This is a genomic window from Massilia sp. H6 (assembly GCF_024802625.1).
Classification (GTDB): Bacteria; Pseudomonadota; Gammaproteobacteria; order Burkholderiales; family Burkholderiaceae_D; genus Telluria.
In genome coordinates, this window is sequence record NZ_CP103371.1 from 2,080,011 (window position 1) to 2,106,681 (window position 26,671).

Sequence of the window (26,671 nt, forward strand, 5' to 3'; positions counted from 1 at the left end):
TTTTTGGCCTGTGTGACGCGGTCCGAGACGTCGTCGGGAAAGCTGCCAGGGTTTTTCGGAAACTTCTTTAAGAGTGACCATGCTCGCAACTTTGCCAGCCTTCTGGAAACATGCCGCCACCGTTCTCACTGGCACTGTCGCCGCGCAGGCACTCCCCTTGTTAGTTGCGCCATTGATTACGCGCTTGTGTACGCCGGGCGACATGGGTGCATTTAGTATCTGGCTAGGGGTCATTGCCATCGCGTCCACCGTCGCGACCCTGCGGCTGGAGGCGGCAATGATCCTCGACCATGAGAAAAGTGCCCAGCAAACCTGTTTTAGCGTCGTAGCCTATTTCTCGACATTGCTGGCAATAATTATTACGCTGTGCGCAGTACTTGCGCGTGAATGGGGTCTCCCGCAAGCGCAAGCCATGTCCTGGTTTGGCTTGCTAACAATTGGCGTCGGCACCTGGATAACAGCGTATAACCATACGGCCAGTGCCTATGCAACTTCATATCGTGCTTTCGGTAAAGCAGCTTTGGTGAAAGTTTATGGTGCTGGGACAATTGCAATTAGCCAAGTGCTGTTGTTATCGCTTGGGGTAGGCGGGATGGGCCTACTGGCTGGACATATTATTGGCTTAGCGGTAGGTATGACAGCCGCGATCCTGCTGTTGTCGCCGCCACTCCCGCGCATTGCGCTAACGCCTACGAGCACACAACGCCAGTTTCTCAAAAAACATCAATCCTTCTGGCAGTATTCCCTGCCTGCCGGCCTACTCAATGTTGCGGCTGGAAAATTTCCGCTGTTTTTGATCGGTGCGAAGTATGGCCTGTTTGCTGCGGGCCTGTTCGCTTTGACGGAAAGGATCCTGACCGCACCGATCTCTCTACTTGCCGCATCCGTGCTGGAAGTATTCAAACGCGAAGCGGTACATGAATTCCAAACGTTAGGAAACTGCAAGAACGCCTATCGCCGCACATTCAAGGCGCTGGTCTTACTCGGCAGTGGACCGGCAATAATAATTTTCATTTTTGCCCCCGATTTCTGTGCTTGGATTTTTGGCGAGCCATGGCGTGGGGCCGGAGAGTTCGCTCGGATCCTGGCACCTCTGTACTTCCTCAACTTCGTTGCCAGTCCGCTGAGTTACGTGTTCTTTGTTGCAGGTAAGCAGAAGGTAGAGTTTGTCTGGCAGATTGCATTATTCATCACGACCATCACGGTATTCCTCGCTCCGCTACCGCTTACGCAAATCCTCTGGAACTACACGATTAGTTACTCTTTGCTGTATATCGTCTATTTATATATGTCCCATCGATTTTCTCAAAATGCAAGCCTGGGTCGCAGTCGTTCCGCACCGGCGGCCTCGGGCGAGCTATAGCTGACTAGACAACACGAGGCCGTCAGGATTGAATGATGAATACAAGTGAGGTCCGCTCGAGCCGTTTATTATCTTCGAGCACTGAAAAATTCGCCATATACATGGCATTCCTTCTCTTGTTTCCGGGATTTTTCTTTTATCACACTCTACTAGGATTGGGAATCATTCCTGCGCTGCTGGGCGGTTATTTTTCGCCGGTCGCACTGTTATTTACTTTGCCTATTATAGGAATGTATTTTATCGCTGCTAGAAAGAAGAGAAATTTCTTTCTTGAGGCGGATCTGTTTTTTATGTTGTTCGTCGCTTATTACGCCCTGGTGTTAATGGCAAACTTTGCAGCTGGAACCAACTCTGCAATTGTGCAAAAACACATGTTCAGCATGATATTTTGCGTTGATGTATATATCGTGTTCAGGATGATCGACTTAAGTGACAGGAAATTCATTGCCATGGCCGCCGCATCGCTGGCCTTCATGTCAGCCATCACCATTTACTTTTCCATCGACGGGTTTTTTTATCTCCGTTCTCTGGATGAGGCCAGTAACCCTGAAAGTCTCGCGACCTATCAGGGTTTTGCGCGGTCATACATCTACACCTTTTTGATAGTTATCGCCGTCGTTAAGTCAATTGGAGTCAGATTCCTGCTCTACGGGCTAGCTGCCTGCAGTCTGTTCCTGAACGGTGCGCGCAGCGAATTTTCCGCAGTATTGTTTGTGGTTCCAATCATCGAATTTTACTACGCAAAAAGCAAGGTGTACTCGATGAATCTGGTGTTCTTTCTGTTTATCTGGATTGGCGCCAATGCCGACTCGATCGTCGGAGCGTTGCCGGATAATCGAATATTGCAACTATTCGATCTTTCGCATTCGAGCTCGAATGTGGCTCGCGAGCAGTTGTCAAAAGATGCCTGGCGTACGATCACGGAGAATCCGATTTTTGGCGATTTCGGAAGCTACGCAGACGGTCATTATGCGCACAATATACTGTGTGCCTGGGTGGATTTTGGGTTGATTGGGTTTTTGATTCTAGGTGGAATGTTAGTGTGGTCAGCGTCGCGACTGTTCATGGATGGATATTTTTTGCGCAAAAAATCGCCTGATTTTATCCTGGCCTGCTGTTTCGTATGCATTTCAATTCTGTGGGCGCTGACAGCTAAGTCGGTTCCCGATATGAGCGTCGGCGCTGCACTCGGCGCATTCGCCAAGTATCGTTACACGAGAAGGAATGAGACGCGCTTGCCGCATCACATGACGTCGTCGCCTCAGCCAATTGGCGCGATGTGAGAGTAGCGGGTGACGTTTGTACCTGGCACCTGCATTGATTGGGAGAGCAGCACATGATGTCATGGAAATTGATCATCGACATAGGTCACACTGCATTCGCCCTTCCGATGGCAGCGGCAATCGCCGCATGGCTCATCGTCGGACGTTCGTGGAAGCTGGCAATGTATTGGTGCCTGATGTTCGGTGGGGGGTTGGTCCTGGTCGCATTATCAAAGATTGCATTCCTTGGTTGGGCTGTCGAAATCCCCGCACTGCAGTTCAACGCGTTAAGTGGCCATGCCCTGTGCGCCTCGGCCGTCGTACCAGTACTATTCTTTGTCGCTTTACAGGGGAGCACAGACACCTGGCGTTTGGCAGGGGCGCTTGCCGGGGGCGGCGTCAGTGTCGGTCTCGGTGTACTACTGGTGTACTTTAATTTCCACACGGCCTCCGAAGTCATCGCCAGCCTGGTTCTAGGTACTTGTATCAGCATGGGCTACATACGAATTGCCCGCTCGTTGCCGTCTCCACAGTTAAACCGATGGGCTATTCCACTGAGCATGCTTGTGTTCGCCCTGGTCTTCAGCCTGAAGCCAGCGACTATTAATCATCGACTCGTTGATGTAGCACTCCACCTATCCGGGAGAGATCGTCCGTTTAAATGGCCCAAACGAGTGTTATGCGGTGCACCTGGCCAAACAGCCGGCCAAGGGCAGGGCATGATCATGTCCACTGGTGAGTCGATTATTGCCTGATCGACTTGCGTAGGGTAACTTCGCCAGCAGGCTTGTCAAGCTCTGTTAAAGCGGCGACGCCATGCGCCTGGCCCCACCGGAACTCGGGCTTCGGATGTGTCCCAAGAATCGGGGCGATCCAGCCCTGGGTTGATGAATACTCCCGCCCCGGGCGCGGCAGCCTGCAGCCGAATACAAGCCCCCCTTGGGCGCGACGGGTCGTGCGTGGTCATACAATGCCGGCCTGCCCAGCCCAGCGGATGAGCAATTGTTTACCCCGCGAACGGCGTGGCTCGCGCTGATCAGGCGATCATTCAAGGGGGGCATTACCAATGAACTTTACGGAAAGCTGTTAGTGGGCGATGCCGTCCCTGCGCATTACCTTGAGCACGGTCAGCAGGATGACCTTGAGGTCGAGCGTCAGAGATTGATGGCGCAGGTAGTACACGTCGAGCTCGACCTTTTCAGGAATTGGTAACTCGTCTCGTCCATTAATTTGCGCCCAACCTGTCAAGCCCGGGCGAATCGTATGCACACCTTCGACGGTTCGCAACTGGATCAGATTCTCCTGGTTAAATAGCGCCGGGCGCGGGCCAACGATACTCATGTCGCCGCACAGGATACTCCAGAGCTGAGGCAATTCATCCAGGCTGGATTTGCGCAGGAATCCGCCGATCGGAGTCAGGCAATCATTGGGATTCTGCAGCAGATGGGTTGCCACTACCTGAGTGCCCACCCGCATGGTTCGTAATTTCGGCATCGAGAAAATCGCGTTATGTCGTCCGACTCGATGTGACCAGTATAGAGCCGGCCCCTTCGACGTCAGTTTCACCAATAATGCAACGACCAGTAAGGGAATGATAAAAACAAGCAAAGCCGCCATTGCCAGGAACACGTCGAATGAGCGTTTTGACAGTTCTCGTGCCCTGCGACGTGCGCACATCCGGGGCCCCCTCACGGGCAAGTGGCCATTGAATATTTTGCTCCACAATGACTGTGAGGCGGGCTTGGGAGCAGGGGGGGACGATCGCTTTGTCATCGCGTTACGCAAGCGTCAAGGAATCGCTGGCCCAGCACAGGGTAGGTAAGATTCTCGAGTACAAATGCCTTGCCTCTAAGTCCCATGGCACGGCGCTCGTCGGGGGAAAGAGCGAGTAAAGCCTGAATGCCTTCCACAACCGCCCGGGGATTGTCTGGCTCGACGGTCATGCCGCAGCCTGCTTCTTGCACCGGGTCGTTTCCAGCGGCCACTGCATGCAAGATTGGGCGAGCTGCCATCATGTAGTCCATCAACTTATTTGGGGCAATGCCGAAGCGATATAGAGGATGGCGATGCCAGCCAATGTAGGCGATGTCGAAGCACTGCAGCAATGATGGAATTCGAATTTTCTCTACAGGATCGAGAAAATACACGTTGTCCAGACCTTCGCGCGCGGCACGTTGTTGCAGACTGGCCTTGCTGGGCCCGCCGCCAACGAACACGAATGCAACCTTCTCGCCCAGCATTAATTTTGCCGCATCCAAGGTATTGTCCAGCGCGTTCGATACGCCATGGGTTCCTGCATACCCCACGATGGCTACTCCCTGTTCGCGCAGCCCGGCAAGCATCTTGCTGGCAGCTTCAGGCAGCCCGGGGCAGTTCGCCTGCCATTCTGCCGGATCGATCCCATTTGGCACAACGTGCAGCTTTTCCGGAAGCATCCCACGTGACTGCATGTACTCGCGTACCTTGGGTAGCATCGACACCACACTGTCGGCATGGCGGTAGGCATAGTCTTCGGCCATCTGCACTAGCATGATGAATGGATGCCACTTTGACATTCCTCCAAGTTCCATCGGCGATAGCGGCCACAGGTCATGTACTTCGAACAGCAATTTTGCCTTGGCTAAGCGCGCCATGCGGCTCGCGGGCCAGATATCCATTGGGTAAGTGCTCGATGCGATCACCAAGTCCGGCGCGAACTCCCGTGCCATTCGTTTGCTGTCTCGATACAGGGCAGTGACGAAGGCTGCCATGTTTCTGACGCGACCGACACCATTGCCTTGGTAGGCTGGCGTGCGATACCAGGTGTATTCCACGCCATCGATGGTGTCGTGGAGGCACGCCGCGCCCGCTAATTCTGGCTGCCAGGCGCGGATGTGCGAGTTGTCTGCTGCGAGTATGCGGACGCGGTGTCCCATACGGACCCATTCTCGAGCTAAATAATAGGGTCGATAGGCCATACCGTGCCTGGGCGAACCGGCATAGTGATTGATCAGGAGAATATTCATTCGCGCGCTCAATGCAAGAATAAGGCTGATTTATCAAAAAGGATCCATCTGCGCCCCGATGCCTTTACTAGCCCGTACCCAGGCTATTCATCTTTCGTCCACAGAGATAGGTGCCTGCGCCCCGAACGGCGCTCCGGTCCGGGCGTCCGCAGCATCCATTCTTAGATGAATGTTTGCGCCGAGACCGGTCGCGGGCGACATTGTGTGAAGGCGATAGTCCCCAGTGCCATCGTTTCTAAAATTTAAAAACATTGGATCGGCGGAAATTGTGCCAATGACCTGGCCCATCACGCGCCAATTGTTATTGTTGGAATGAACCAGATTGTTCACATACCGGTTGTTCCCGCCCACCTTGCCCATCTCAGTGATGCCATGCCCGTTCCCAAAAACAATATTATTGGCTACGTAGTTGTTGCTGGTGCCTGCTGCGGTCGCGCCGCTGTCACCGTGCCCAATCACGATTCCCATCTTCGAATTGAGGATCGTGTTGTTCACGATCGTGGAGGCCGTCCCGCCATGCCAGCTGTTGATGCCGACCGACGCCACGCCTGAAATCACGTTGTTCAATATCCGGTTGTTGGCATTGGCAACGTAGATGCCCTGTACCGTGTTGCAGGTCCGGCCTGCAAGCCATTGCAGGCCGATGTTACGAACGACGTTCGAATCGATGACGGCGCCGCCAACCGGACCCCAGGTATTGATCGCCGCGCCGCCGCGTCCGTTGCAGCCGCCGCTTACAGTCAAGTCGTGGACGAAGTTGCGCGTGATGTGCTCGTTGCCACCCTTGGCCAGGATGCCGATGCGGCCGGTACCGGAAATATCGAAACCGTCAATGTCGACGAAAGCGCCTTCCGAGTTCCATGCGATGCCAGTCCCAGAGAAGACGATTTTGGCCCCCCATTTGCGGTCCGAGACAAACCTGATGCGGTCGTTCGCCGTACCGCTCTTGACGGTGTGGATGCCGGCGCTGCCCGGTGACGGCGCCGCTACCCGGTAGATGCCTGGGGCCACGTGAATGGTAAATCCTGGTGCCGCGCGTGAGTCTGCATGCGAGATCGTCGCGAACGGGGCCTCTTTTGTACCTGGGTTGGTATCACTGCCCGAGGGCGCCACGTACAGATGTTTGCCGCCGCTGCAGGCAGCGAGCAGGATGCCAAGAATTGCACACGAGGCGGCGGGGAGGGTCTTGCATGCCCACGCCGACGGGCTGCAGTCATTCGGGACAGCCAGAGGGGATTGCGCGCTGCCAGGAAAGACTAATTGTCGCTGCGCGTCGCCCCTGGCCGTGACAGCGGAGCGGGCGCCATTCTGGATGATGCGGGTAATCAGGCCCGCGATCTGGAGAATCGGTATCGGTGTCATGGCGCGTTTTCCGGCTGGATCGGGGTGGCGGAACCGGGTGTTTTTCACTACCAGATCAGTCCCTCATAAAAGCGGAAAATATTGTCTTTCGTATTCTCTGCCCAATTTGTTTCAACCTGGCGAGGATGCGTTACCAGGCATATCCTGCGGTGTTCGCGGATTGCTTGGGTGGGCGATGTCGGATGATAATACTGTGGAGCAGGGCGATCCGAAATGTAGATATCAATATGATCCAGCAGCGCACGATCATAGGTCTCGCAGGCGATCCCACATTCTTTGCGCAATTGCGGATCGTCAAGGATTTCGGTGTTGGTGATCTTTAATCGCCTGTTGACAAAATCGCCGTGGCTTGCCACCGTGCGTAGCTTCTTTTTCAGCCTTTCCTCGATATACAGAAAATTCGCGAGGAAGTTCGCGCGGATTTCAGGCATCCGCGCGCGTAAAGTTGCCGGGTCCTTGATCCGGTATTTCTTGGCGAAGGCGGCTAGCTCTTCGTAATGGTAACTGGCTTCGCTCCCATATTCTTCGATATCCCGCATCAGGCCAAAGTCAAGGGTAGAAAGCCTGAAATAAAAACTCGATCTGATCCCGTGCTTTTTCTCGATGTCGAACAACTTTCTGGTGGTGCGCAGATCGGTATCGATGTCATGGCGGTGTACGAGAAATTTCCCTGGGACGCAAGCTCCATCGCGTACGCGCTCGACATAATCGCGCACCGATAATTGCTCATAGCATGCTTCTTGAGCCCGATGCACGACTTCTTCGTAGGCGGCCAGTTGAGAAGGCATCAGGTAATCACAATACAAGCGACCGAGCATGGTAGTCATAGGAGAGAGTATTTTGCGCGATAAGGTTCGAATCCAAACATTTTCTTGAATGTCTTCAAACCGGGACTTGCACCGAAATAGGTGTCATACATCAGGTAGTCGAATTTTCCGGTCTCGATAACCTGAGAAATGATTTCCGCGACCATCAAGTGCATGATGCCGTCATTGTTGCGAATGCCGATCACCCGATTAAAGGCAGCGAAATTACCCAGGTATGCAACTTCGCAGTAAGCCATCAACTGTCCATGTTGACTGAGCACGCCGTAGTACCTGAAATTGACTTCGGACTGGTAGCTGGTTTTTTTGTCTCTATAAGCGGGATCCATTGGCCGGCCCTGGCGAATCTCAACGGAATTATTGATTTCGTGGATATCGTCAACGAAATCGTTCCTGTCGATCTCCATTACCGCGTAACCCTTGGACCTGGCTTTCTTGACGTGGCGCTCTGCTTCCTTGCGGCGCTTGAGTTCCTGGGCGTAGTCATCGCGGCTACGGAACCTGGTCAGGTCTACCAGCGCAGCCCCCACCGCCTTGTTGGGGAATATCTTGTATTTCGGATGCGGCTTGGTGTAGTACCGGTAGCTCTTTTCGACATTTTCAGGGTTCAGGACCAGATGAAATTGCAGCCGCACCACGGGCAATCTGGCAACGGCGACAACCTGGTCAAACAGTTGCGATAGCTTGTTTAGCATTTGAACGCGCCCCATAGAAATCGGTCAGTCTCGTGGCCTCGACGTCCCAGTTGTACCTTTCCATTACTGCCCGCCTTCCGCGCTCCCCCATTGATTTGGCGATGTCCGGGTTGCAGACCAGATAGTCGATCGCGGTGGCGATTGCTTGAGGATCAAGAGGATCGACGCAGATGCCACATTCGTTTCCTTCGACGATCTCGCGCCATAGCTTGAAGTTAGACGCGATCACTGGAATACCCGAAGACATGTACTCAAACATCTTGGTGGGCAAGGAATCGACATGGTTTGGAAGGGGGAGCAGCGTTACCAAGCCGGCGACCGAGCGTGCCATCACGTCGCGCACGCCTGCGCGATCCAGTAAACCAAGGTCGGCGACACGCCCCCAGCCGGGATGGGCTCTGACTTGCGCCTCGCTTACCGGGTCGAAGAAGCGGCCGGCCAGGTTCAGGCGCGCTCCCGACTGCAACAGGCTCGCGGCCCTGACCATCTGGCGAATGCCGCGGATGCCGCTAATGGCGCCGACGTAGCACACCTCGTCCTTCTTCAGGTTCCATGGTGTCGCGGTGCTGAATTCGCCGACGATGGGGAAATTATTGATGTCTACCGTGACCGGATTGATTTTCAGGAAAAGATCGCGAATACAGGGAGTTGCTGCGATGACGCCGTCGAAGCGGGAACAGGCAAAACGTTCGTATGCTGCGAACATGGCCGGCAGCACGCGCCGCGAGAGGGGGTCAAGGTAAGGTTTGCCGACCAGCTGGCTGGCGGTATCCTCGTGCGAGTCGAAGATCACGGTCTTGCCCAGCCGTTTGAGCTTGAGCCCTGCAGGAAGCAATTCAGGGTCGTGGAACTGGTAGATATCCGCGTCCAGTGCAACAGCCTTGTCGAACACTCGTTTCGTTACCTTGAAAATGCGGTTCAGCCGGCCTGGCAGGCGGCCGACATCGGCGATCGTGACGCCATCGACATGCGCGTCGCCCTTGCCATCTGCAACTACCAGCGTCACGTCATAGCCGTGAGCTGCAAGCGTTCGGCACTGTTTAATGAAGATCCTGATGTCGTTGCGTGGATGCGCGGACGTGAGGTGAACGATCTTGCACATGAGCGAAAATCCCTGGATGAGCTTGCAAGCATGGGGCATGCGAAACGGGTGAACATTCAAGCTGCATATCGCTAAATTTGAACGGCCGCCGCCTGTTTCGCTCGCATATCACACCGATAGTTCGACCGTCTCCACGCGGCCAGGCTGGGTCAGGTTTGTAGCGCGCAGCAAACTGCTGGCCACGTGGCGCGCATCGGAGGCGGACAGATAGGGGCCCATTGGCAGGCTGAGCACGCGTGCGGCCATGTCTTCGGATACTGGATAGCGCTCCCCGGCAGCCAGGTGAGCGTAGGCGGGCTGCTGGTGGATTGGCAGCGGGTAATGGACCGCAGTCGGGATTCCGGCAGCATCGAGCTCGCTGCGTAGCTGATCGCGCTGCTCGACCAGCACCGTGTATTGTGCATAGACGCTGGTGCGGTCAGGCTGGCAGGCAATCACCGGCAGGTGCGGATGCAGCAGCGCGTCATATGCGGCCGCGGCGCGCCGGCGTTGCCGGATCTCCCAGTCGAAGCGCTCCAGTTTCGCCAGCACGATGGCGCATTGCAGCGTATCCATGCGCCCGCCGACGCCGAGGCGCGTATGTACGTAACGGCGGGACTGGCCGTGCACCCGAATTTCTCGCATTGCGGTCGCGAGGGCGTCGTCGCTGGTAAACAATGCGCCGCCGTCGCCATAGCAGCCGAGCGGTTTACTTGGGAAGAAGCTGGTGCAGCCGATGGTGGATAAGCCGCCGCTCTGGCGACCGCGGTAGGTGGCGCCGAAGCTTTGTGCGCCGTCTTCGATCACCGCCAGGCCATGGCGCGACGCCACCAGATTGATGGCGTCCATGTCGGCCGTCTGTCCGTACAGCGATACCGGGATGATGGCACGGGTGGCCGCCGTGATTTTTTGTTCGATCAGCTGAGGATCAATATTGCAACTGGCGCGCTCGATGTCGACGAACACGGGCTTGGCGCCGACCAGCAGCACGGCTTCGGCCGTGGCGATGAAAGAAAATGGCGTGGTGATGACTTCGTCGCCTGGACCCACGCCCAGTGCCATGAGGGCAATGATCAGCGCTTCGGTCCCTGAGGAAACCGTGATGCAGTGCCTTGCGCCGGTATAGTCGGCCAGGCGCTGTTCGAGCTCGGCCACTTCAGGACCCATGATGTACTGGCCATGGTCGAGGACAGCCTGGATTCGGCTATTGATCAGGTCGCGCGAGTCTTCGTATTGCGATTTGAGGTCGATGAATTGCATGGCTTTTCCTTATTCGGAGCGAATGGCAAGATCGTGGATGACAGGGCGTCAGTGGTCACGGGCGGGCGCGCAGACACCGTCGCGCAAGACGTACACTTCACCGGTTTCAGGACAACGCGCTTCGCCTTCGCCCGCCAGGGGCAGCGCGAGCCGTCCGCCATTGCGGCTGATCCAGCCGATCTGGCGTGCCGGTACGCCAGCGACCAGCGCGAACGGGGAGACGTCGCGGTTCACCACGGCCCCGGCGGCGACGAAGGCACACGCGCCGATCGTCACGCCGCATACGATGGTGGCGTTGGCGCCAATGGTGGCGCCACGCCGCACCAGGGTGCGCCGGTACTCGTGCTTGCGTACCACTGCGGCGCGCGGATTGTAGACATTGGTGAAGACCATGCTCGGTCCGCAGAACACATCGTCTTCGAGCGTCACGGCATCGTAGATTGAAACATTGTTCTGGACCTTGACGCCGTCGCCAATCAGTACGTCATTGCCGACGTAGACGTTTTGTCCGAGCGAGCAGTCGGTGCCGATACGCGCACCGGCCGAGACATGGGCGAAATGCCATACCCTGGTGCCGTCGCCGAGAACCGCGCCTTGGTCGACAATGGCGCTGGAATGGATGACGATCGCCATGATCAATACTCCAGCGGCAGCGCGATACGCTTGCCGTCGCGCGCCGAGCGGTAGGCTGCTACCAGCACCTCGAGCGATTTGAGCCCTTCGCGGCCGTCGGTTTCGGGTTCGGCTTCGCCGCGCAGGACTTTGATGACATTGTCGTAGTAGAGCGGGTGGCCGAAACCATAGACCGAGGTGGTCTGGTAACTGGCGTGCCCGACCCCTTCATCGTCCGGGTCGGGCGAGGCGAATTCCCACTGCTGCACTTCATTGACTGCCACGCCGCCTATGCGCACCGTGCCGTGTTCGCCAAGGACGGTGATCGAGCCTTCCAGGTTGCGCGGGTAGGTCAGCATGGTGACGTTCATCGACCCGAGCGCACCATTGCGCCAGCGCACACTGATGACACCGGTGTCCTCGACCTCGATGTCGCGCGCCAGCGTGGCAGTGTAGGCTTGCAAGCTTTCCACCGGTCCGATGATCCAGTCGATCAGATCGATGTAGTGACTGGCCTGGTTCATGAACGCGCCGCCGTCGAACTCCCAGGTGCCGCGCCATTTGGCGCTGTTGTAATACTCTTCAGGACGGGTCCAGAACACGTTCAGGTTGACCATGTAGATTCGACCGAAACGCTTTTTCTCGACTGCGCTCTTGAGTAGTTGCAGTGTCGCGTTGCGGCGATTCTGCTTGACGACGAACAGGCGCACCCCGGCCGCGTCGGCGGCCGCCACCATCGCCTTGCCGTCTTCCCAGCGTGTAGCCATCGGCTTTTCGGTGATGACATGGCGGCCTGCGCGGGAGATCTGGATCGACTGTTGCGGATGCAGCCCGGAAGGCGTGGCGAGCACGAAGGCGTCGGCATCGCATTCGCGCAGCATCTGGTCCAGACTGCGGTAGGGGCGGGCGCCGGTGCCGGCGGCGGCTTCCTCGAGCGCGCGTGGGTTGACGTCGCACACGCCGACCAGTTCGCAGCGATCGTGGTGCTCTCGGATCGCATTCATGTGATTCTTTGCAATGCGGCCGCAACCGACCAGGGCGAAGCGGATCTTGCGGTCGAGTATGGCAGGAGGATAGGTACGCATGGTGGTCTCCGGACTGGGCTCAGGCTTTGACGACGTTCGGCAGGCGCTCGGCATAGACGCCACGGGTATCGACGATCAGGTTGGCGTACTGGCGCACCAGCTCGTAGTCGACGCTGCTGTGGGCGGTAGCGATCAGCACCACGTCGTAGGATGCGATCGCGTTCGGTGTCAGTGCCACGCTCGACAGCTCGAAGCGGTGCTCGCGCATGCGCGGGAACACCGGCACGTGGGGGTCGGAATAGTCGACGCCGGCACCCTTGCGGCGCAGGATTTCCATCAGCGCGACCGAAGGCGACTCGCGCATGTCCTCGACGTCTTTCTTGTAAGCGATGCCCAGCACCAGCACCCGGCTGCCCATGACCGAGCGCCCGCGTTCGTTGAGTGCGTCCGCCACCTTGCTGATCACCCACTGAGGCATGTCGCTGTTGATCTCGCCGGCCAGTTCGATGAACCGGGTGTGCAGGCCGTATTCGCGTGCCTTCCAGGTGAGGTAGAACGGATCGATCGGGATGCAGTGGCCACCCAGGCCTGGTCCGGGGTAGTAGGGCGTGAAGCCGAAAGGCTTGGTGGCAGCGGCCCGGATCACTTCGTGGATGTCGATCCCCATGCGGTCGGCAATGATTTTCATTTCATTGACCAGGCCGATGTTGACGGCGCGATGTATGTTCTCAAGCAATTTGGTGAGTTCGGCAGCGCGGGTGGAACTGACCGGAACCACCTGGTCGACCGCCGCGCGATACAGCGCCAAGCCGGCTTCAAGGCAGGCGGGGGTCGAACCGCCGCATACCTTCGGGATGGTGCGCGTCTGGAAGTGTGGATTGCCCGGATCTTCGCGCTCGGGCGAGAACAGCAGGAACAGATCGCGCCCGATCGTGAAGCCACGCGATTCTAGGCGTGGGCGCAATTCTTCTTCGGTAGTGCCGGGATAGGTGGTGCTTTCGAGCGACACCACCTGGCCCTGCCGCACATGGGGCAGCAGGGCGGTCACGGTACCGAGCACGAAGGACAGGTCGGGCTCGCGGTAGGCGTTGAGCGGCGTCGGCACGCAAATGATCAAGGCATCGGCTTGGGCGGCGCGAGTGAAATCGGCGGTGGCTTCGAAGCCGAGCTCGCGCGCCGCACCGATTGCACGGGCGTCGATGTGCTTGATGTAGCTCTCCCCACGGTTCAGGCGTTCGATCTTGTCGTTGTCGATGTCAATGCCGAGCACCTTGAAGCCTTGTGCCGCGTAGCACAGGGTGAGTGGCAGCCCGACATAGCCGAGGCCGACAATCCCGATGACGGCGGTGCGGTCTTGCAGCTTCGCCAGCAGCTGCTCCAGGTGAGGTGAGGTGTTATCGTCGCGCATGTGTTTCCTCGTCGGTCAGTGACAATGGGGAGGACAGGGTTCAGGGGCAGGCATTAAATCCGGAACGGTACGAACTTCTTGATCAGGCTCGGACGCGGCTTGTCGGCCACGTCGGCCACCAGCGGCGGCTCCAGGTCGGGCGCGGTCGGCACGTATTCGGCGACGATGGCCTTGACCATCGACTCGATCGTGCCGCGCTCGTGGGTTTCGCAGGCCATCATCAGGCAGGTAATGCAGGTCTCGAGCACGCTCGGGCGCAGCGCGCTTTCCTTCATCCGCATGATGCGCGGATGCTCGCTGGGGAAGACGGTGCCGTCGGTAAGCAGTTCTTCGTGCAGCTTCTCGCCCGGGAACAGGCCGACGAACTGGACTTCGATGTCGCCACGCGGATTCTGGAGGCTGCGTTCGGTAAGGCCGGACATGGCGATCATGGTGCGTGCCAGATCGACGATCTTGACCGGCTCACCCATGTCGAGCACGAATACGTCGCCGCCCTTGGCCATGGCGCCTGCCTGGATCACCAGTTGCGCCGCTTCGGCGATGAGCATGAAGTAGCGCGACACCTCGGGATGGGTGATGGTCAGCGGTCCGCCACGTGTGATCTGGCGCTGGAATAGCGGGATCACCGAACCGGACGAACCGAGCACGTTGCCGAACCGCACCATGCAGAAAGTGGTATGGGCGCCGTGGCGGACGGCCGCGGCCTGGAAAATCAGTTCCGCGATGCGCTTGCTGGCGCCCATGATGTTGGTTGGACGCACCGCCTTGTCGCTGGAAATCAGAACGCAGGTCTGTACCCGGTGTTTGGCGGCAGCACTCGCCACGACCTGGGCGCCCACGACATTGTTGCGCAGGCCTTCGACGATATTGGTCTCGACCAGTGGAACGTGCTTGTATGCAGCCGCATGGTAAATCGTGTTGATCTTTCCCTCTTGCAATATCCGTTCTATCAGGTCGCTATTGCAGACCGATCCCAGGTGCGCATGGATGGTGAGCGCAGGGAAGCGCGTGGTCAGTTCTTGGCGCACTGTGTAGAGCGCGTATTCGGAATGGTCGAGCAGGTGCAGTTCGCCGGGGGTGAGCGTGACGATCTGGCGGCACAGCTCACCGCCGATGGAGCCACCGGCGCCAGTCACGAGTACGTTCTTACCGCGCACGCATCGGGCGAACAGATCGAGCCGGGGCGGCACCGGTGGCCGGCCGAGCAGGTCTTCGAACTTGAGCTCACGAATCGCGCCGCTTGCCGGTGGGCGGTCGTCGGACAGGTCGACCACGCGGCTCAGGATCTTGGTGGGTACGCCGCCCTGGCCGAGACGCTGCGTGATATCGCGCAGCCGTTCGGCGGACACCGAGGGCAGGGCGATGACGATGGTGCGGATGCTTTGCGCAGCCACGATTTCGGCCAGGCGCGCTGTATTAAACACGCGCAGGCCGGCGATAGTGCGTTCGTTGAGGGCGCGCTTGTCGTCGAAAAAACAGACCGGGCGATATTCATCGCTGTGGCGCATCGCCTGTACTAACCGGGCACCGGCATCTCCGGCACCATAGACAGCGACCGCATCGGATTTGCTGCTGCGTCCATCACGGACCCGCAGCAAATTACGCAGGCCAATGCGCGATGTGACGACGTAGGAGAAAACCACAAACCAGTAAATGGCGAGCGCGCTGCGCGGAAACCGTGGCTCGTCCACTAAAATTAATACGACGTATACACATAATATGGCGAATGCGAGCGCGGCGCCCGTCAAGCTCAGTAGCCGCTGATCGATAAATCGGATGACGGCGCGATAAAGATTGGAGATGGAGAATGCCGCAATGGTAACGACTGCGACCAGTACATACGATGCCGGTCCATAATTCATTGCAAGTTGCAAGTCTCCCCCGCGTAATATCATGGCGATTAGAAAACATGCTGGCAATGCCAATAGGTCGGCTGTGACCATCAGGGCAATTTTACTGGTGCGGCTCATCGACACCATTCGGGTGCGCAGCTGGCTGAAAAGATCTGAGCTTGAATTCGACATGGCGATCCGCTGGTTATTAATAAAGAGAATAAATTGATGCGTGAATCTGCTTGCTGGGGGAAACGATAGAAGTCGATGAGTGCCGCCTTGAATGCACGTTTATGTATAAATCCGAGGTTTATCCCTGGCTGAGCATTTCGTAAATTTTGTAAATTTATTATCTGGCGTACACTACGTGCGGTGTTTGACTTCACTCAACGGCAAAGAGTGAATTAAAAGAAAACACCTGTAATTTCGAATAAGAAATGGAAATCGGAAATAAATCGCTAATTCCATTACCAATGGTTATTGATGGGTAGTCGACGATGCTAAGATTGCAGAATCGTTGGGGGGAATTAAGACAAGCAAAAAATTGCGACTGGCCGGTCGCGGCGTTGGCGTGCCTGAGGCGGCGAGACCCGCTCGATAAGGGCGTCGAAGCTCGATTGGCGTCGCAGTGGTGAAGACAGTACGCACGGGTGCCGGACTACCGCGGTGGGTACGAACCACGAACGCGCAACTTCATGCGCCTGGCATAGCCTGCGCGAGGCTCGTGCTGGTACATTCCTCAAAGTAATAGAGCGTCTAATACAAATGATCATCGAGGGAGGCCCTCCGTTATCAACACCCCGACAAAGGCGGCTCTAGCGCCTGCCTCTGCCGGCCCGCGGGCCCGGACCACCTGCGCTCCCGCGCCGGGTGTGATTACCACGTCCAGCGACGCGATCCAGTATTACGAACGCGCGCCAGAACTACAACATCCTCGGCGCCGGCTACGGTTCGCCGGTCGGCACCGACGGTATCTGCCAGGTCAACGGCCCGAATCCACGCCTGGAAGCACTCCTGGCCAAGAACCTCGACCCGTCCTGGGCGTGGTATGCCGGGCGCCGTTCGATAGTGGGCGGGAACCTGTTCTACTCGGACATCATTGGTTATCCGAAGACCGGCGGGGCAGGCCAGGACACGGTGCAGCTACTCGATCCACGCAACAACCCCGCGCCGGCACCGAACGCAAATAGCCAGGGTCTGTCGACCATCAACGGCGTGCTGATGCCGGTCGCTCGAATCACATGGCGCACCGGTCACCGTGCTGGCATCCGATGCCCGCTACAACTTGCGCGAGAACCTCGTGCCGTCGTTTGACGCGACCAACATCACCAATGTCAAGCGCGCCTACTATCGCTACAGCGAGCACGAGCAGCAGAAGCTGCACGTGGCCGGCCGCACCTTTTACGTGAACCTGAAATACCGCTACTGATCAACGACCAGATTCGCTTGCTGGCGAGCTTTCCGGGATTGCCATGCGCCTTGTAGGATCGCACCTATCGCGCAGTGTGAGCTAGCTAACGGTCGGTTTGCCAAGTCATCGTTATCATGAAGCTGTGTGAGTGAGGGGCTGCGCGGCACGTGCGGCGCCAACAGCTCTGCAGGTTAGCCGGTCGCCTCGAGGACCGGCACCAGATCCGGGCCGGCGCGCAGGCGAGGCCCTAGACAATAGCGGAGGTTGCCATGTTCGAGATCAAGTATCCGCCCAAGCACCTGGTACGTGAATACCTCGAGCGCCGCTCGCGCGATACCGCACCGCCGCCAACGCCGGAAGAAATTCGGCGCCAGCTCGGATGGGGCATGTTGATGCCGTCCGATCTCGAACTGGCCAACAACCGCTCTTAGCACCGTTTTTATTCCCATACCGCGCCAGGACGGCGTGGCCAGCACCAGAAAATGGTGTTCAACCAGGAGACGTTCATGACCCACAAAATTGGCAGCAAACACGAAGCACAACACCGCGGCAAGCAGGAACGCCTGGAAATTCGCCGCATGAATATCGCGCGCGAAGCCGTCAAAATGGCAGAAGCCCGCGGCAAGTACCGTAACCAGGTCAAGGGTCGTCCGCAAATGGACCTGTCGGCTTCGGCCTGATTTGCTCCTTGCCCTGCCAGCCCGCCCCTGAAAAGGCGGGTTTTTTTTCGTCCATGCACCTGGCCGGCGCGCCATTGGCCGAATCGCACGCCGTTCGCCGACCCGGCACCGCCGTTGACCGATAAGCGCTTTCCCCGCCAGCTCCGGCTGCGGTATCGTGTGTCCATTCCGATTACACACGAGGAGCCGCATCATGAACAACCAACAGTCTTATCGCTGGCGCAAACAGGTGGTTGGGGGCCTGCTCCTGATCGCTGTCGGCGCGCTCTTCCTGCTCGACCGTCTTTACTATATCGACGCCGGACCCATATGGCATTACTGGCCGCTGCTGCTGGTTGCAATCGGCATCAACCAGAGCATCGGTTCCCCGAGCGCGCGCGAATTCGGCAACGGTCTCTGGACCGTCTTCATCGGGCTGTGGCTGTTTGCCTGTCTCGAGCACCTGGCCGGGCTTACCTTCCGCAACAGCTGGCCGTTATTCATCCTGGCCTGGGGTGTCAAGATGGTGGCCGAACCGTTCGTCACACGGCGCCTTGCACATCACCATCCGGAGAACCAGCATGCAAAATAAACTGCGCGCGAAAGGCGTGACCAGCCAGGTAGTACTCGGCCTGCTGGTGATCCTGGTGGGCTTGCTGTTTTTGCTCGATAACCTCGATATCATCGACACCCGTAGCGCCATATCGTTCTGGCCGATGTTGTTCCTGATCGTCGGCACCGTCAAGCTGTGCGACACCCAGACCCTTGGCGGGCAGCTGACGGGAACAGGCTTGATCGCACTAGGCGTGATCCTGATGCTGGACCGGATGAACATCATCGACTTCAACTGGCGCGTGCTGTGGCCGCTGTTATTCATCGGCTTTGGCGTCTATACGCTGTTCAAGGCACACATCGGGCGCCGCCAGCTATCGCTGGCCGAGGTCAAGGACCAGACCGACGCCGGCGGGGAAAGCGTGGTGGACGTCACCGCCATCCTGGGCGCCTTCGAGCGGCGGGTCGTCACGCCGAACTTTCGCGGCGGCGAAATTACCGCAGTGATGGGAGGCTGCGCTCTCGACCTGCGCCATTCGTCGATCCAGGGTGAGGCGGTAGTCAATGTGTTTGCTGTCTGGGGCGGCGTTACTCTGAAGGTTCCGCCCGACTGGACAGTGATCCTGGACGGCACGCCGATCATGGGGGGCTTCGAGGAAAAGACCATCGCGCCACCCGACAACAGCAAGCGCCTGCTGGTGCGCGGCTACGCCATCATGGGCGGCGTGGAAGTACGCAACTGACGGTGCGCATGCGATGAACGGTACATCCTGGGCCCGGCGCAGCGTCGCGCTTTACCTGCTGGCCTGGCTGATGCTGGGTCTGCTGCTGGCCGGCCTGGTCAACGCCGGCACCGGCGTAGCACCCGGCCCCAGCCTGGCCTTTGCCCTGCCGCTGACGCTGCTGTATGCGGTCGCCTGCGGTTTTTCCGCCTACTACCTGTGTCGCGCTTATCCACTGACCCAGCGCAGGCTGGGTGCGGTGTTGTCGGTCTTTTTCTTCAGTGCCTCTACAGCCGCCGTGTTGTGGTGCGTCGCGGCCAGTGCCTGGGCATCGCTGTGCAACTTGGTGCTGGCCGACGCGGTGCGGTTCGAGCGTCCCCTGGTCGCAATCATGTTCTGCCTGGGCGTGTTGCTGTACTCGATGACGGCGGTGGCCCACTACCTGGCGCTGGAATTCGAACGGGCGCGCAGCGCCGAGAACCGCGAGCTGGAATCGCGCCTGCTGGCGCAGGATGCCGAACTGCGCATGCTGCGCACCCAGATCGACCCGCACTTTCTGTTCAACAGCCTGAACTCGATCAGCGCGCTTACCAGCATCGATGCCGGCCGGGCGCGCGACATGACCTTGCAGCTGGCCGGCTTCTTTCGCCAGACGCTCGGTCTGGAGGCTCACCGCAAGGTCGCCTTGCATCAGGAACTGGCGCTGCTCGAACGCTTCCTGGCGATCGAGCAGGTGCGCTTCGGTCCACGGTTGCGCTTTGAGTGCCGGGTTGGCGAGGGCGCCAGCGACTGCATGCTGCCGCCCATGCTGCTGCAGCCGCTGGTGGAGAATGCGGTCAAACACGGGATTGGCCAACGGCTCGAGGGCGGCAGCATCGCACTCAGTGCCGAACGTACCGGTTCGCTGCTGCGCATCCGGATCGAAAACGACGCCGATCCGTGCCCGGCCGGTTCACCCGTCGCCGGCGATGGAATCGGCCTGGTCAATGTACGCCAGCGGCTGGCGGCGGCCTATGGCAAGGAAGCTGCCCTGCACTGGACTGGCGAAGACGGCAAGTTCATCGTAGTGCTGGTACTGCCCGCACAGGACCAAATAAACGAACCATGAAGAGGAACCGATGCGCGTACTGATCGTCGACGATGAACACCTGGCCCGCGCACTGTTGCGCGAGTTTCTCGGGGCCCATCCCGAGCTCGAGATTGTCGGCGAATGCGCCAACGGTTTCGAGGCCGTCAAGGCCATCGCCGAACTCGATCCCGAGCTCGTGTTCCTGGATATCCAGATGCCCAAGCTCGACGGCTTCGAAGTGGTCGAACTGGCCGGTAGCAAGCCGCACTACATTTTTGCCACCGCTTATGACGGGTTCGCGCTGCGCGCCTTCGAGGTGCATGCGATCGATTACCTGCTCAAGCCCTTCAGTCGCGAGCGGCTCGCCCAGGCGTTGGGCCATGCGCGCAGCCGCGCCCGTCCGCAGGCGCAGATCGCGCACCTGGTGGCCGAAGCGGCCCAGCGCCACGGCTATCTGGAGCGTGTGCTGATCAAGGATGGACCGCGCGTGCATGTGGTGCCGGCAGCCAGTATCGACTACATCGAGGCGCAGGACGATTACGTCCAGATCAGCGCGGCCGGCAAGTCCTGGCTAAAAAATCAGCGCATGTCCGCACTCGAGACGCAGCTCGATCCGCAGATGTTCATCCGCATCCACCGCTCGTACATCGTCAACGTCGGTTCGATCGCACGCATCGAACCTAGCAGCAAGGACAATTACTGCGCGGTGCTGAAAGAAGGCGTCACACTGCCGATCAGCCGCAGCGGCTACCAGAAGGTTCGCGAACTGATGCGCTAGGCCTGCAAGCAGGAAGGGCCATCGATGTCCCACCATGCCGGCAGCAGCGCGCGCACATCCGGCTTGCCGAAACGGTCATCGATCAGCCAGACCACCCCATGGTCCTGTTCGGTGCGGATCACGCGCCCGGCCGCCTGCACCACTTTCTGCATGCCGGGGTAGAGGTAGGTATAGTCGTAGCCGGAGCCGAACATCGTCCCCATCCGCTGGCGCAGTTGCTCGTTTACCGGGTTCACCTGCGGCAGGCCGAGCGTGGCCACGAAGGCACCGATCAAACGCGTGCCAGGCAAGTCGATGCCTTCGCCGAACGACCCGCCCAGTACTGCGAAGCCGACCCCGCGCCCCTCCAGCGTGAAGCGATCGAGGAAGCCGGCGCGTTCGGGCTCGCTCATGCGCCGCTCCTGGCGCCAGGCTGGCACACCCGGATGGCGCAGCGCGAGCTGCGTCAGCACTCCTTCCAGGTAGTCGAAGCTGCTGAAGAAGGCCAGGTAGTTGCCCGGCCTGGATGCGTACTGGCGCGCCACCAGGTCGGCGATCGGGGCGAGCGAGGCGGCGCGGTGCTGGTAGCGCGTCGAGATGCCGCCGGCAACGCGCACCTCCAGCTGGCAGGCGCGAAAGGGCGAGGCAACATCGGCCCAGGCGGTATTCGCAGGCATGCCGAGCAGGTCGCAGAAATAATGCCAGGGACTGAGCGTCGCCGAAAACAGCGTGATCGAATGCGCCAACGCGAAACGCGGTTTCAGGAAGGGCGCCGGCACCACGTTGCGAATGCAGATCATCGAGTCGCGGGTGCCCGAGCGTGCCAGGTCGCACAGCGAATGCTCGCCGAAGGATTCTGCCAATCGCAGGAAACCCAGCGCGTCGAAATGGAAACGCTGCAGCTCGGGGTCGAGCGGTGCGGGCGCCTCGGCCAGGAAATCGTTGATGGCGCTGGTCGCGTTGTGCAGCGCGTCGATCAGCTTGGGAGGCACTTCGCCCAGCACCTGGTAGGGGGCCGGGGCCTGCTTGTCGACGCCGGTCCAGGCGCGTCCGACGCGCTCCAGCGCCTTTTTCACGATCTCGGGAGCGTGCGCACGCGCAGCGCGCAAGCTGGCGCGATCCAGCTCGGCACTGTACATCGAGCGCGTACGCGACACCATGTTGTGGGCTTCATCGACCAGCACGCTGGTACGCCAGCCGTTGTTCAGGGCAAGCGCGTACAGCATCGCGCCGCCGTCGAAATAATAGTTGTAGTCGCCTACCACCACGTCGGCCCAGCGCGCCATTTCGCTGCCCAGGTAATAGGGACAGACATCGTGCGCCAGCGCCACGCTGCGCAGCGCCTCGCGGTCGAGCAGCGCAAGCTGTGCGGCGCTAGTACGGGCAGCCGGCAGGCGGTCATAGAAACCCTTCGCGAGCGGGCAGGCGTCGCCGTGGCAAGCCTTGTCGGGATGCTCGCAAGCCTTGTCGCGCGCGGTCAGTTCCAGGACGCGCAGCGCAACTCCTGTCGCGCGCGTGAGGCTGGCGGTGGCATCGAGCGCAAGCCGCCGACCCGGCGTTTTCGCGGCCAGGAACAACACCTTGTCGAGGCGGTGCAGCGGCATCGCCTTCAGTGCCGGGAACAGGCTGCCGATCGTCTTGCCAATGCCGGTCGGCGCCTGGGCCAGCAGGCAGCGGCCACTGGTGTTGGCGCGATAGACGTTCTCTGCCAGCTCGCGCTGTCCGGGCCGGAAATGCGCGTGCGGGAAGGGCATCGCGGCCAGGCCGGCGTCGCGCGCCACCCGGTGCGCCGCTTCCATGGCAGCCCAGCGCGAGAACGCTTCGCACAACTGCGCGAACAGCGCGGCCAGGTCGGTCGCCGCCTGCGTCTCGCGCAGGACGGTTTCGTGGCCGCTGCCGATGTCGTAGTAGACCAGCGCCAGGTGTATCTGCGCCAGGCCCTGCTGCTGGCACAGCAGGTGGCCGTAGACCCGTAGCTGGGCCCAGTGCAGGTGGCGGTGGTTGTCGGGGATGGCGCTGAATTTGCCACGGTGGGTCTTGATTTCTTCGATCAGGTTCTGGTCCGGATCGTAGCCGTCGGCACGGCCGCGCACGTGCAGGTTGCCCCAGTCGCCGCACAGCGATACTTCGGCTCGGTAGCTGCCGCCGCGCCGGCCTTGCACGACCGTGTGCCCTGCGATGCCCTCCTGGGCGGTGGGCGAAGGCGTAAAGCGCAGGTCGAGGTCGCCCGCCTTGGCGGTAAATTCGCATAGCGCCCGCACCGCCACGCTGTATTTCAGGCCAAGGTCGCTCAAGCAGCTTCTTGCCACTGCAAATAGCAGACCGACACCGGCATCTGGTGCGCGGCGCAGTAATCGATCCAGCGCACCTGGTTGTCCTGCAGGCGGTCGCCGGGACCTTTCACCTCGATCATGGTGTAGCGCTTTTCGGCAGGCCAGAACTGGATCAGGTCGGGGAAGCCGCACCGGTTGGCCTTGATGTCGGCCAGGATGCGCTCGCACCACTTGCGCAGGTGCGCGGCCGGAATGCACTCCAGTGCCAGTTCGAGCAGGGCTGGGCTCAGCAGATCCCAGTGCACGAAAGGCGAGGCGATGCCGGCCTTTTCGAGCAGGTGGCGGCGGATGATGTCGCGATAGCTGCCGTCGTCCAGCGCGCCCAGGCATTGCGCGAACTGCGCTGCGCGGCGCTGGTGGAAGTCAAGGCTGTACAAGTCGGCCGGTCCGCGGTGGAAGGGATGGAAAAAGGCGCCGGGAATGGGGGCGAAGATCGCGCGCCAGCACAGCAGGCCGAACAGCGAATTGGCCAGCGCGTTCTCGACATAGAACACCGGCGCGTCTTCGGTGGCCAGGTGGTCGCGCACGACGCCTTCGACCCACCGTTCCCCGGCGGGCATCGGCAAGCACAGTTCAAGGCGGCTGGCGGGGGCGTTGCGTTGCGGCGCCGGCTTCGCATGCCCCAGGCGGCGGGCCAGGCGCGGCGCGATGCGTAGCAGGTGCTGGCGTTCAGCCTCGTTTTCCGGTGCATCCTGCGCCTCGGTCAGCAAGGCGAAGGCTTGCGCGAAGCGCTCGTGCTTTTCCAGCACCCGGATCGCACGCCCGCGGGCGCCGGGGAAGCGGCAGCGCGTATAGACCACGTGGGCATTGTCCCAGTCCCTGGCTTTTTCGTACTGCTGGCCGATCTGGAACAGCAGCTTTTCGCGGCGGCTTTCCAGCCAATCGTTGTCGAACACATGCGAGGGCAGGTCGCGCACGACCTCGTCGAGCGCCTCGCCGGCGTAGAAGCGTTCCTTGCAAGCGTGCAGGACAATGTACTGGTCGATGTCGCCGCGCGAGCGCAAGCCGCGCGAGGCATGGGAAATCTCGACCTGCTCGTAGCGGAACATGCCGAGGTCGGATAGCACGAATTCGGTCCAGTCCTGGCGCAAGTTGCCGAAAAAGATCAGGCGCAGCCGGTCGCACAGCGGTTTGACCCGGATGCGTAGCGCCGTGTCGGGACAATCGCGGTACCAGTCGGCGAACGGACGAGGGCCGGCAAACGTGGGGCTGAGCGCTTCGAGCAAGGCACTCTTGCGCGCATTTTTCTGGGGCAGGTGCGCGTGGAAGGCGGCGCCGATTTCGGGCTTGGACAACAGGTCGAACAGTTCCTCGAGCGAGAGACTGGGATTGGCCTCGACCCAGCCGGTGCCCAGCAAGGGGCGGGACGCCTCAAGCGGGCAGCCGATTTCGGCATAGGCGAGCTTGCTCGCGCGGAACAGGCTTCCCTTGCGCATGACCATGCGGACGAACAGCGCGCGCGCACTGCGGGGCAGTGCAGGAAATGCGGCCAGGAAGGCGAGCTCGTCGTCGCCGAGCAGATCGCGATAGCGTTCACCAATCCATTCCAGGACACGCTCGAAATTATCCAGATAGTAAAACTCGTTTTCCAGAACCCTGATCATCTCATGTTGCCATACTGTGCTTATGTACAGTATAGCCTCTCGAGGCGTCCGGCATCCAGCACTATCCCGGTATTTCGCTGCCAGTGGTGGGTTTTCGCCACGTTAGTGCCGCGCTGGTTTCTCTTTGCAGCCATCATTCGGACATATCAGCTCCGTCATCTGCGAGCCCGTGGGAGCATGACCGTTGGCATGCACGATGACGGCGGAAATCAAGGCGACATCGGCGTCGACGTGGGTGTCGGTGGCCTTGCCCGGGGCGGGAGTGCGCTGCGCCTTGCCCTGGCCAGGGCGGGCGCTGTTGCGCGCGGCGGCAAGCGCCCGCGGCCGCTCGACGGGGCGCGCCTCGGTGGTGGCCGCAGTAGCGCGCCGCGCAGGTCTTGCCGGCACCGCCACCGGTACCGGTACCGGTAGCCGGATCGTGGACGGCGCGGGCTTGAGTAATCGCAGCGGCACCACGTTGTTGCCGGGATCTTGATCGACGATGGATGCCGCGTTGGTTGCCATGGCAACCTGGCGTACTACGGCAAACGGCTTGGGCGCGTCGATGGAAGGGGCATGACGGCCGGTGGAGCCAGGAGAAGAGCCGGAGCTCGCCAATATTGCATGATCAAGCGCCAGCGCGACCCCGTCTGCCTGCCGTCCATCGTTGGCTGCTGCCAGCCACACCAGTACACCGGTCAGGACCACGGCCATGGCTGCGCTGGCGCCATACCATGCAAGCCGTGCGCCGCTACCCTGGTCGCGCTTGCGGGCCGGATCGCGCTCGAGCATCGCCAGGATGCTGTCCTCGCCGCTGCTGCGGCGTGGCGACATCAGGTTCGGACGCAGGGACGGGGATTGATTTTCGTCTGTAGGCCGCACGGCATTACTCCTAAGATTGGTTCTTCCAGTTCCGATTAGAAACAATCTTGGGGGAAGCGATGCTGATTTTTCTCGCCCTTCTGTACTTTTGTCTCGCATCCGCTGCGATCTGGCTGGTCCTGTTTCCGGCCAGGCGTGCGCTGCTCGTGCGAAGCCTGTTTGCCCTGCGTCAGCGCCTGTCGCAACGCGCGCTCGGCTGGCAGATTGCGGGCAGCCGCTACGCCGGCCATGTGCGCGATGGCGTACCGGGCGATATCCGCGCCAGTGCGCTGCGCTTTGTGCGGCGCCACCGGATCGGCTGCGCCATCGGCGTACCCGCAGTGCTGATTCCATCGCTGCTGGCGCTGGCCCTGAGCAGTCCGTCGATGCTGCCGGTGTACGAGGGCGGCAACGCCGTCCCCGATGTTCAGGTGGCGGCCCTGCTGCAAGGAGAACGGCTGGTGCCGCCGCTGGCCCCGCCGCCGGTGGCGTTCACTACTGCGGAAGTGGAGCTGGTCCGGCCGCTCCTGGTAAGCGCCAGCCGCAACTGGGGCCTCATGCATCCGGACTTCAGTCAGCGGCTGCTGCTGGCATTCAAGATCATGAAGGAACAACATGGCTATGAAATGGCATTGCTGGAGGGCTATCGCAGCCCGGCGCGCCAGGATGAGCTCGCGAATGCCGGCAGTCATGTAACCAACGCCCGCGCCTTCCAGAGCTGGCACCAGTACGGCTTGGCCGCTGATTGTGCCTTTTTGCGCAATGGCAAGCTGGTGATCTCGGAAAAAGATCCCTGGGCCATGCGCGGTTACCAGCTGTATGGCGAAGTGGCCGAGTCGCTGGGCCTGACCTGGGGCGGGCGCTGGAAAATGATGGATCTTGGCCACAGCGAGCTGCGCCTGCGCGGCGTGATGCGGCGCTGAGGGAGCCTGCCGGGCAACTATTGAGCGGTCGCAAAAGTTGACTGGCTTTGCCGTGCGAGCATTTCCTTTAGA

The 26,671-nt window shown here is 59.9% G+C and carries 25 protein-coding genes; 11 read left to right on the plus strand and 14 right to left on the minus strand.

The window, feature by feature from the left end; translation table 11 throughout:
- Window positions 1-79: 79 nt before the first annotated feature.
- From NRS07_RS09325 to NRS07_RS09335, 3 genes are all read left to right on the plus strand, one after another.
- Window positions 80-1,363, plus strand: coding sequence for an oligosaccharide flippase family protein (locus NRS07_RS09325; RefSeq protein WP_259212856.1), 1,284 nt, complete (start codon window positions 80-82; stop codon window positions 1,361-1,363).
- Between the two features lie 101 nt (window positions 1,364-1,464).
- Window positions 1,465-2,646, plus strand: a complete 1,182-nt coding sequence (locus NRS07_RS09330; RefSeq protein ID WP_259212858.1) for a hypothetical protein — start codon at window positions 1,465-1,467, stop codon at window positions 2,644-2,646.
- Window positions 2,647-2,699: 53 nt separating this feature from the next.
- Entirely contained in the window at window positions 2,700-3,380 is a 681-nt protein-coding gene (locus NRS07_RS09335; RefSeq protein WP_259212860.1) for a membrane-associated phospholipid phosphatase, read from the plus strand.
- Between the two features lie 331 nt (window positions 3,381-3,711).
- Here the strand turns inward: NRS07_RS09335 and NRS07_RS09340 are convergent, their stop codons facing one another.
- The 11 genes from NRS07_RS09340 to NRS07_RS09390 form a co-directional block, all read right to left on the minus strand.
- A complete protein-coding gene (locus tag NRS07_RS09340; protein ID WP_259212863.1) occupies window positions 3,712-4,302 on the minus strand; it encodes a sugar transferase in 591 nt (196 codons plus the stop codon).
- Between the two features lie 92 nt (window positions 4,303-4,394).
- Window positions 4,395-5,630, minus strand: coding sequence for a glycosyltransferase family 4 protein (locus tag NRS07_RS09345; RefSeq protein WP_259212866.1), 1,236 nt, complete (start codon window positions 5,628-5,630; stop codon window positions 4,395-4,397).
- A gap of 87 nt (window positions 5,631-5,717) precedes the next feature.
- Window positions 5,718-6,992, minus strand: a complete 1,275-nt coding sequence (locus NRS07_RS09350; protein WP_259212868.1) for a DUF1565 domain-containing protein — start codon at window positions 6,990-6,992, stop codon at window positions 5,718-5,720.
- 47 nt (window positions 6,993-7,039) lie between these two features.
- Window positions 7,040-7,819, minus strand: a complete 780-nt coding sequence (locus NRS07_RS09355; RefSeq protein ID WP_259212871.1) for a hypothetical protein — start codon at window positions 7,817-7,819, stop codon at window positions 7,040-7,042.
- Complete coding sequence (locus NRS07_RS09360) at window positions 7,816-8,511, minus strand: hypothetical protein (RefSeq protein WP_259212873.1); 696 nt, start codon at window positions 8,509-8,511, stop codon at window positions 7,816-7,818. The genes NRS07_RS09355 and NRS07_RS09360 overlap by 4 nt, the downstream gene beginning before the upstream one ends.
- Complete coding sequence (locus tag NRS07_RS09365) at window positions 8,483-9,613, minus strand: glycosyltransferase family 4 protein (protein WP_259212879.1); 1,131 nt, start codon at window positions 9,611-9,613, stop codon at window positions 8,483-8,485. The genes NRS07_RS09360 and NRS07_RS09365 overlap by 29 nt, the downstream gene beginning before the upstream one ends.
- Before the next feature lie 108 nt (window positions 9,614-9,721).
- Entirely contained in the window at window positions 9,722-10,852 is a 1,131-nt protein-coding gene (locus NRS07_RS09370) for a DegT/DnrJ/EryC1/StrS aminotransferase family protein (protein WP_259212883.1), read from the minus strand.
- Between the two features lie 48 nt (window positions 10,853-10,900).
- Window positions 10,901-11,485: an acyltransferase gene (locus tag NRS07_RS09375; protein WP_259212891.1), complete on the minus strand. Its 585-nt coding sequence runs from the start codon at window positions 11,483-11,485 to the stop codon at window positions 10,901-10,903.
- Window positions 11,486-11,487: 2 nt separating this feature from the next.
- Window positions 11,488-12,549, minus strand: a complete 1,062-nt coding sequence (locus NRS07_RS09380) for a Gfo/Idh/MocA family protein (protein WP_259212892.1) — start codon at window positions 12,547-12,549, stop codon at window positions 11,488-11,490.
- A 19-nt stretch (window positions 12,550-12,568) separates the two neighbouring features.
- Entirely contained in the window at window positions 12,569-13,897 is a 1,329-nt protein-coding gene (locus NRS07_RS09385) for a nucleotide sugar dehydrogenase (RefSeq protein WP_259212893.1), read from the minus strand.
- A gap of 53 nt (window positions 13,898-13,950) precedes the next feature.
- Window positions 13,951-15,921 (minus strand): nucleoside-diphosphate sugar epimerase/dehydratase, encoded by a 1,971-nt coding sequence (locus NRS07_RS09390; RefSeq protein ID WP_307729946.1) that lies wholly within the window; start codon window positions 15,919-15,921, stop codon window positions 13,951-13,953.
- Between the two features lie 1,066 nt (window positions 15,922-16,987).
- On the opposite strand from NRS07_RS09390, the gene NRS07_RS09395 reads away from it, so the two are divergent.
- The 7 genes from NRS07_RS09395 to NRS07_RS09425 all read left to right on the plus strand — a co-directional run bounded on the left by NRS07_RS09395 (window position 16,988) and on the right by NRS07_RS09425 (window position 20,920).
- Window positions 16,988-17,158, plus strand: coding sequence for a hypothetical protein (locus tag NRS07_RS09395; protein ID WP_259212902.1), 171 nt, complete (start codon window positions 16,988-16,990; stop codon window positions 17,156-17,158).
- A 251-nt stretch (window positions 17,159-17,409) separates the two neighbouring features.
- Window positions 17,410-17,571: a hypothetical protein gene (locus NRS07_RS09400; protein ID WP_259212903.1), complete on the plus strand. Its 162-nt coding sequence runs from the start codon at window positions 17,410-17,412 to the stop codon at window positions 17,569-17,571.
- Between the two features lie 75 nt (window positions 17,572-17,646).
- Window positions 17,647-17,820 carry a hypothetical protein gene (locus tag NRS07_RS09405; protein WP_259212904.1) on the plus strand — a complete coding sequence of 58 codons (174 nt, stop codon included), beginning with the start codon at window positions 17,647-17,649 and terminating at the stop codon, window positions 17,818-17,820.
- 193 nt (window positions 17,821-18,013) lie between these two features.
- A complete protein-coding gene (locus tag NRS07_RS09410) occupies window positions 18,014-18,391 on the plus strand; it encodes a LiaI-LiaF-like domain-containing protein (RefSeq protein WP_259212905.1) in 378 nt (125 codons plus the stop codon).
- The gene (locus tag NRS07_RS09415; RefSeq protein WP_259212910.1) at window positions 18,381-19,094 is read left to right on the plus strand and encodes a cell wall-active antibiotics response protein; all 714 of its coding nucleotides are present in this window, start codon (window positions 18,381-18,383) and stop codon (window positions 19,092-19,094) included. Before NRS07_RS09410 ends, NRS07_RS09415 begins: the two co-directional genes overlap by 11 nt.
- 13 nt (window positions 19,095-19,107) lie before the next feature.
- A complete protein-coding gene (locus tag NRS07_RS09420; RefSeq protein ID WP_259212912.1) occupies window positions 19,108-20,181 on the plus strand; it encodes a sensor histidine kinase in 1,074 nt (357 codons plus the stop codon).
- A 10-nt stretch (window positions 20,182-20,191) separates the two neighbouring features.
- A complete protein-coding gene (locus NRS07_RS09425; RefSeq protein WP_259212920.1) occupies window positions 20,192-20,920 on the plus strand; it encodes a LytTR family DNA-binding domain-containing protein in 729 nt (242 codons plus the stop codon).
- Here NRS07_RS09425 and NRS07_RS09430 read toward each other — a convergent pair.
- The 3 genes from NRS07_RS09430 to NRS07_RS09440 all read right to left on the minus strand — a co-directional run bounded on the left by NRS07_RS09430 (window position 20,917) and on the right by NRS07_RS09440 (window position 25,697).
- Complete coding sequence (locus tag NRS07_RS09430; protein ID WP_373889866.1) at window positions 20,917-23,193, minus strand: ATP-dependent DNA helicase; 2,277 nt, start codon at window positions 23,191-23,193, stop codon at window positions 20,917-20,919. The genes NRS07_RS09425 and NRS07_RS09430 overlap by 4 nt on opposite strands.
- Window positions 23,190-24,836 (minus strand): VRR-NUC domain-containing protein, encoded by a 1,647-nt coding sequence (locus NRS07_RS09435; protein ID WP_259212924.1) that lies wholly within the window; start codon window positions 24,834-24,836, stop codon window positions 23,190-23,192. The genes NRS07_RS09430 and NRS07_RS09435 overlap by 4 nt, the downstream gene beginning before the upstream one ends.
- Window positions 24,837-24,938: 102 nt before the next feature.
- On the minus strand, window positions 24,939-25,697 hold the full coding sequence (locus tag NRS07_RS09440) for a hypothetical protein (protein WP_259212926.1): 759 nt from the start codon (window positions 25,695-25,697) through the stop codon (window positions 24,939-24,941).
- 59 nt (window positions 25,698-25,756) lie between these two features.
- Between NRS07_RS09440 and NRS07_RS09445 the strand changes: the two genes are divergently transcribed.
- Entirely contained in the window at window positions 25,757-26,599 is an 843-nt protein-coding gene (locus NRS07_RS09445; protein WP_259212928.1) for a M15 family metallopeptidase, read from the plus strand.
- Window positions 26,600-26,671 lie beyond the last annotated feature (72 nt).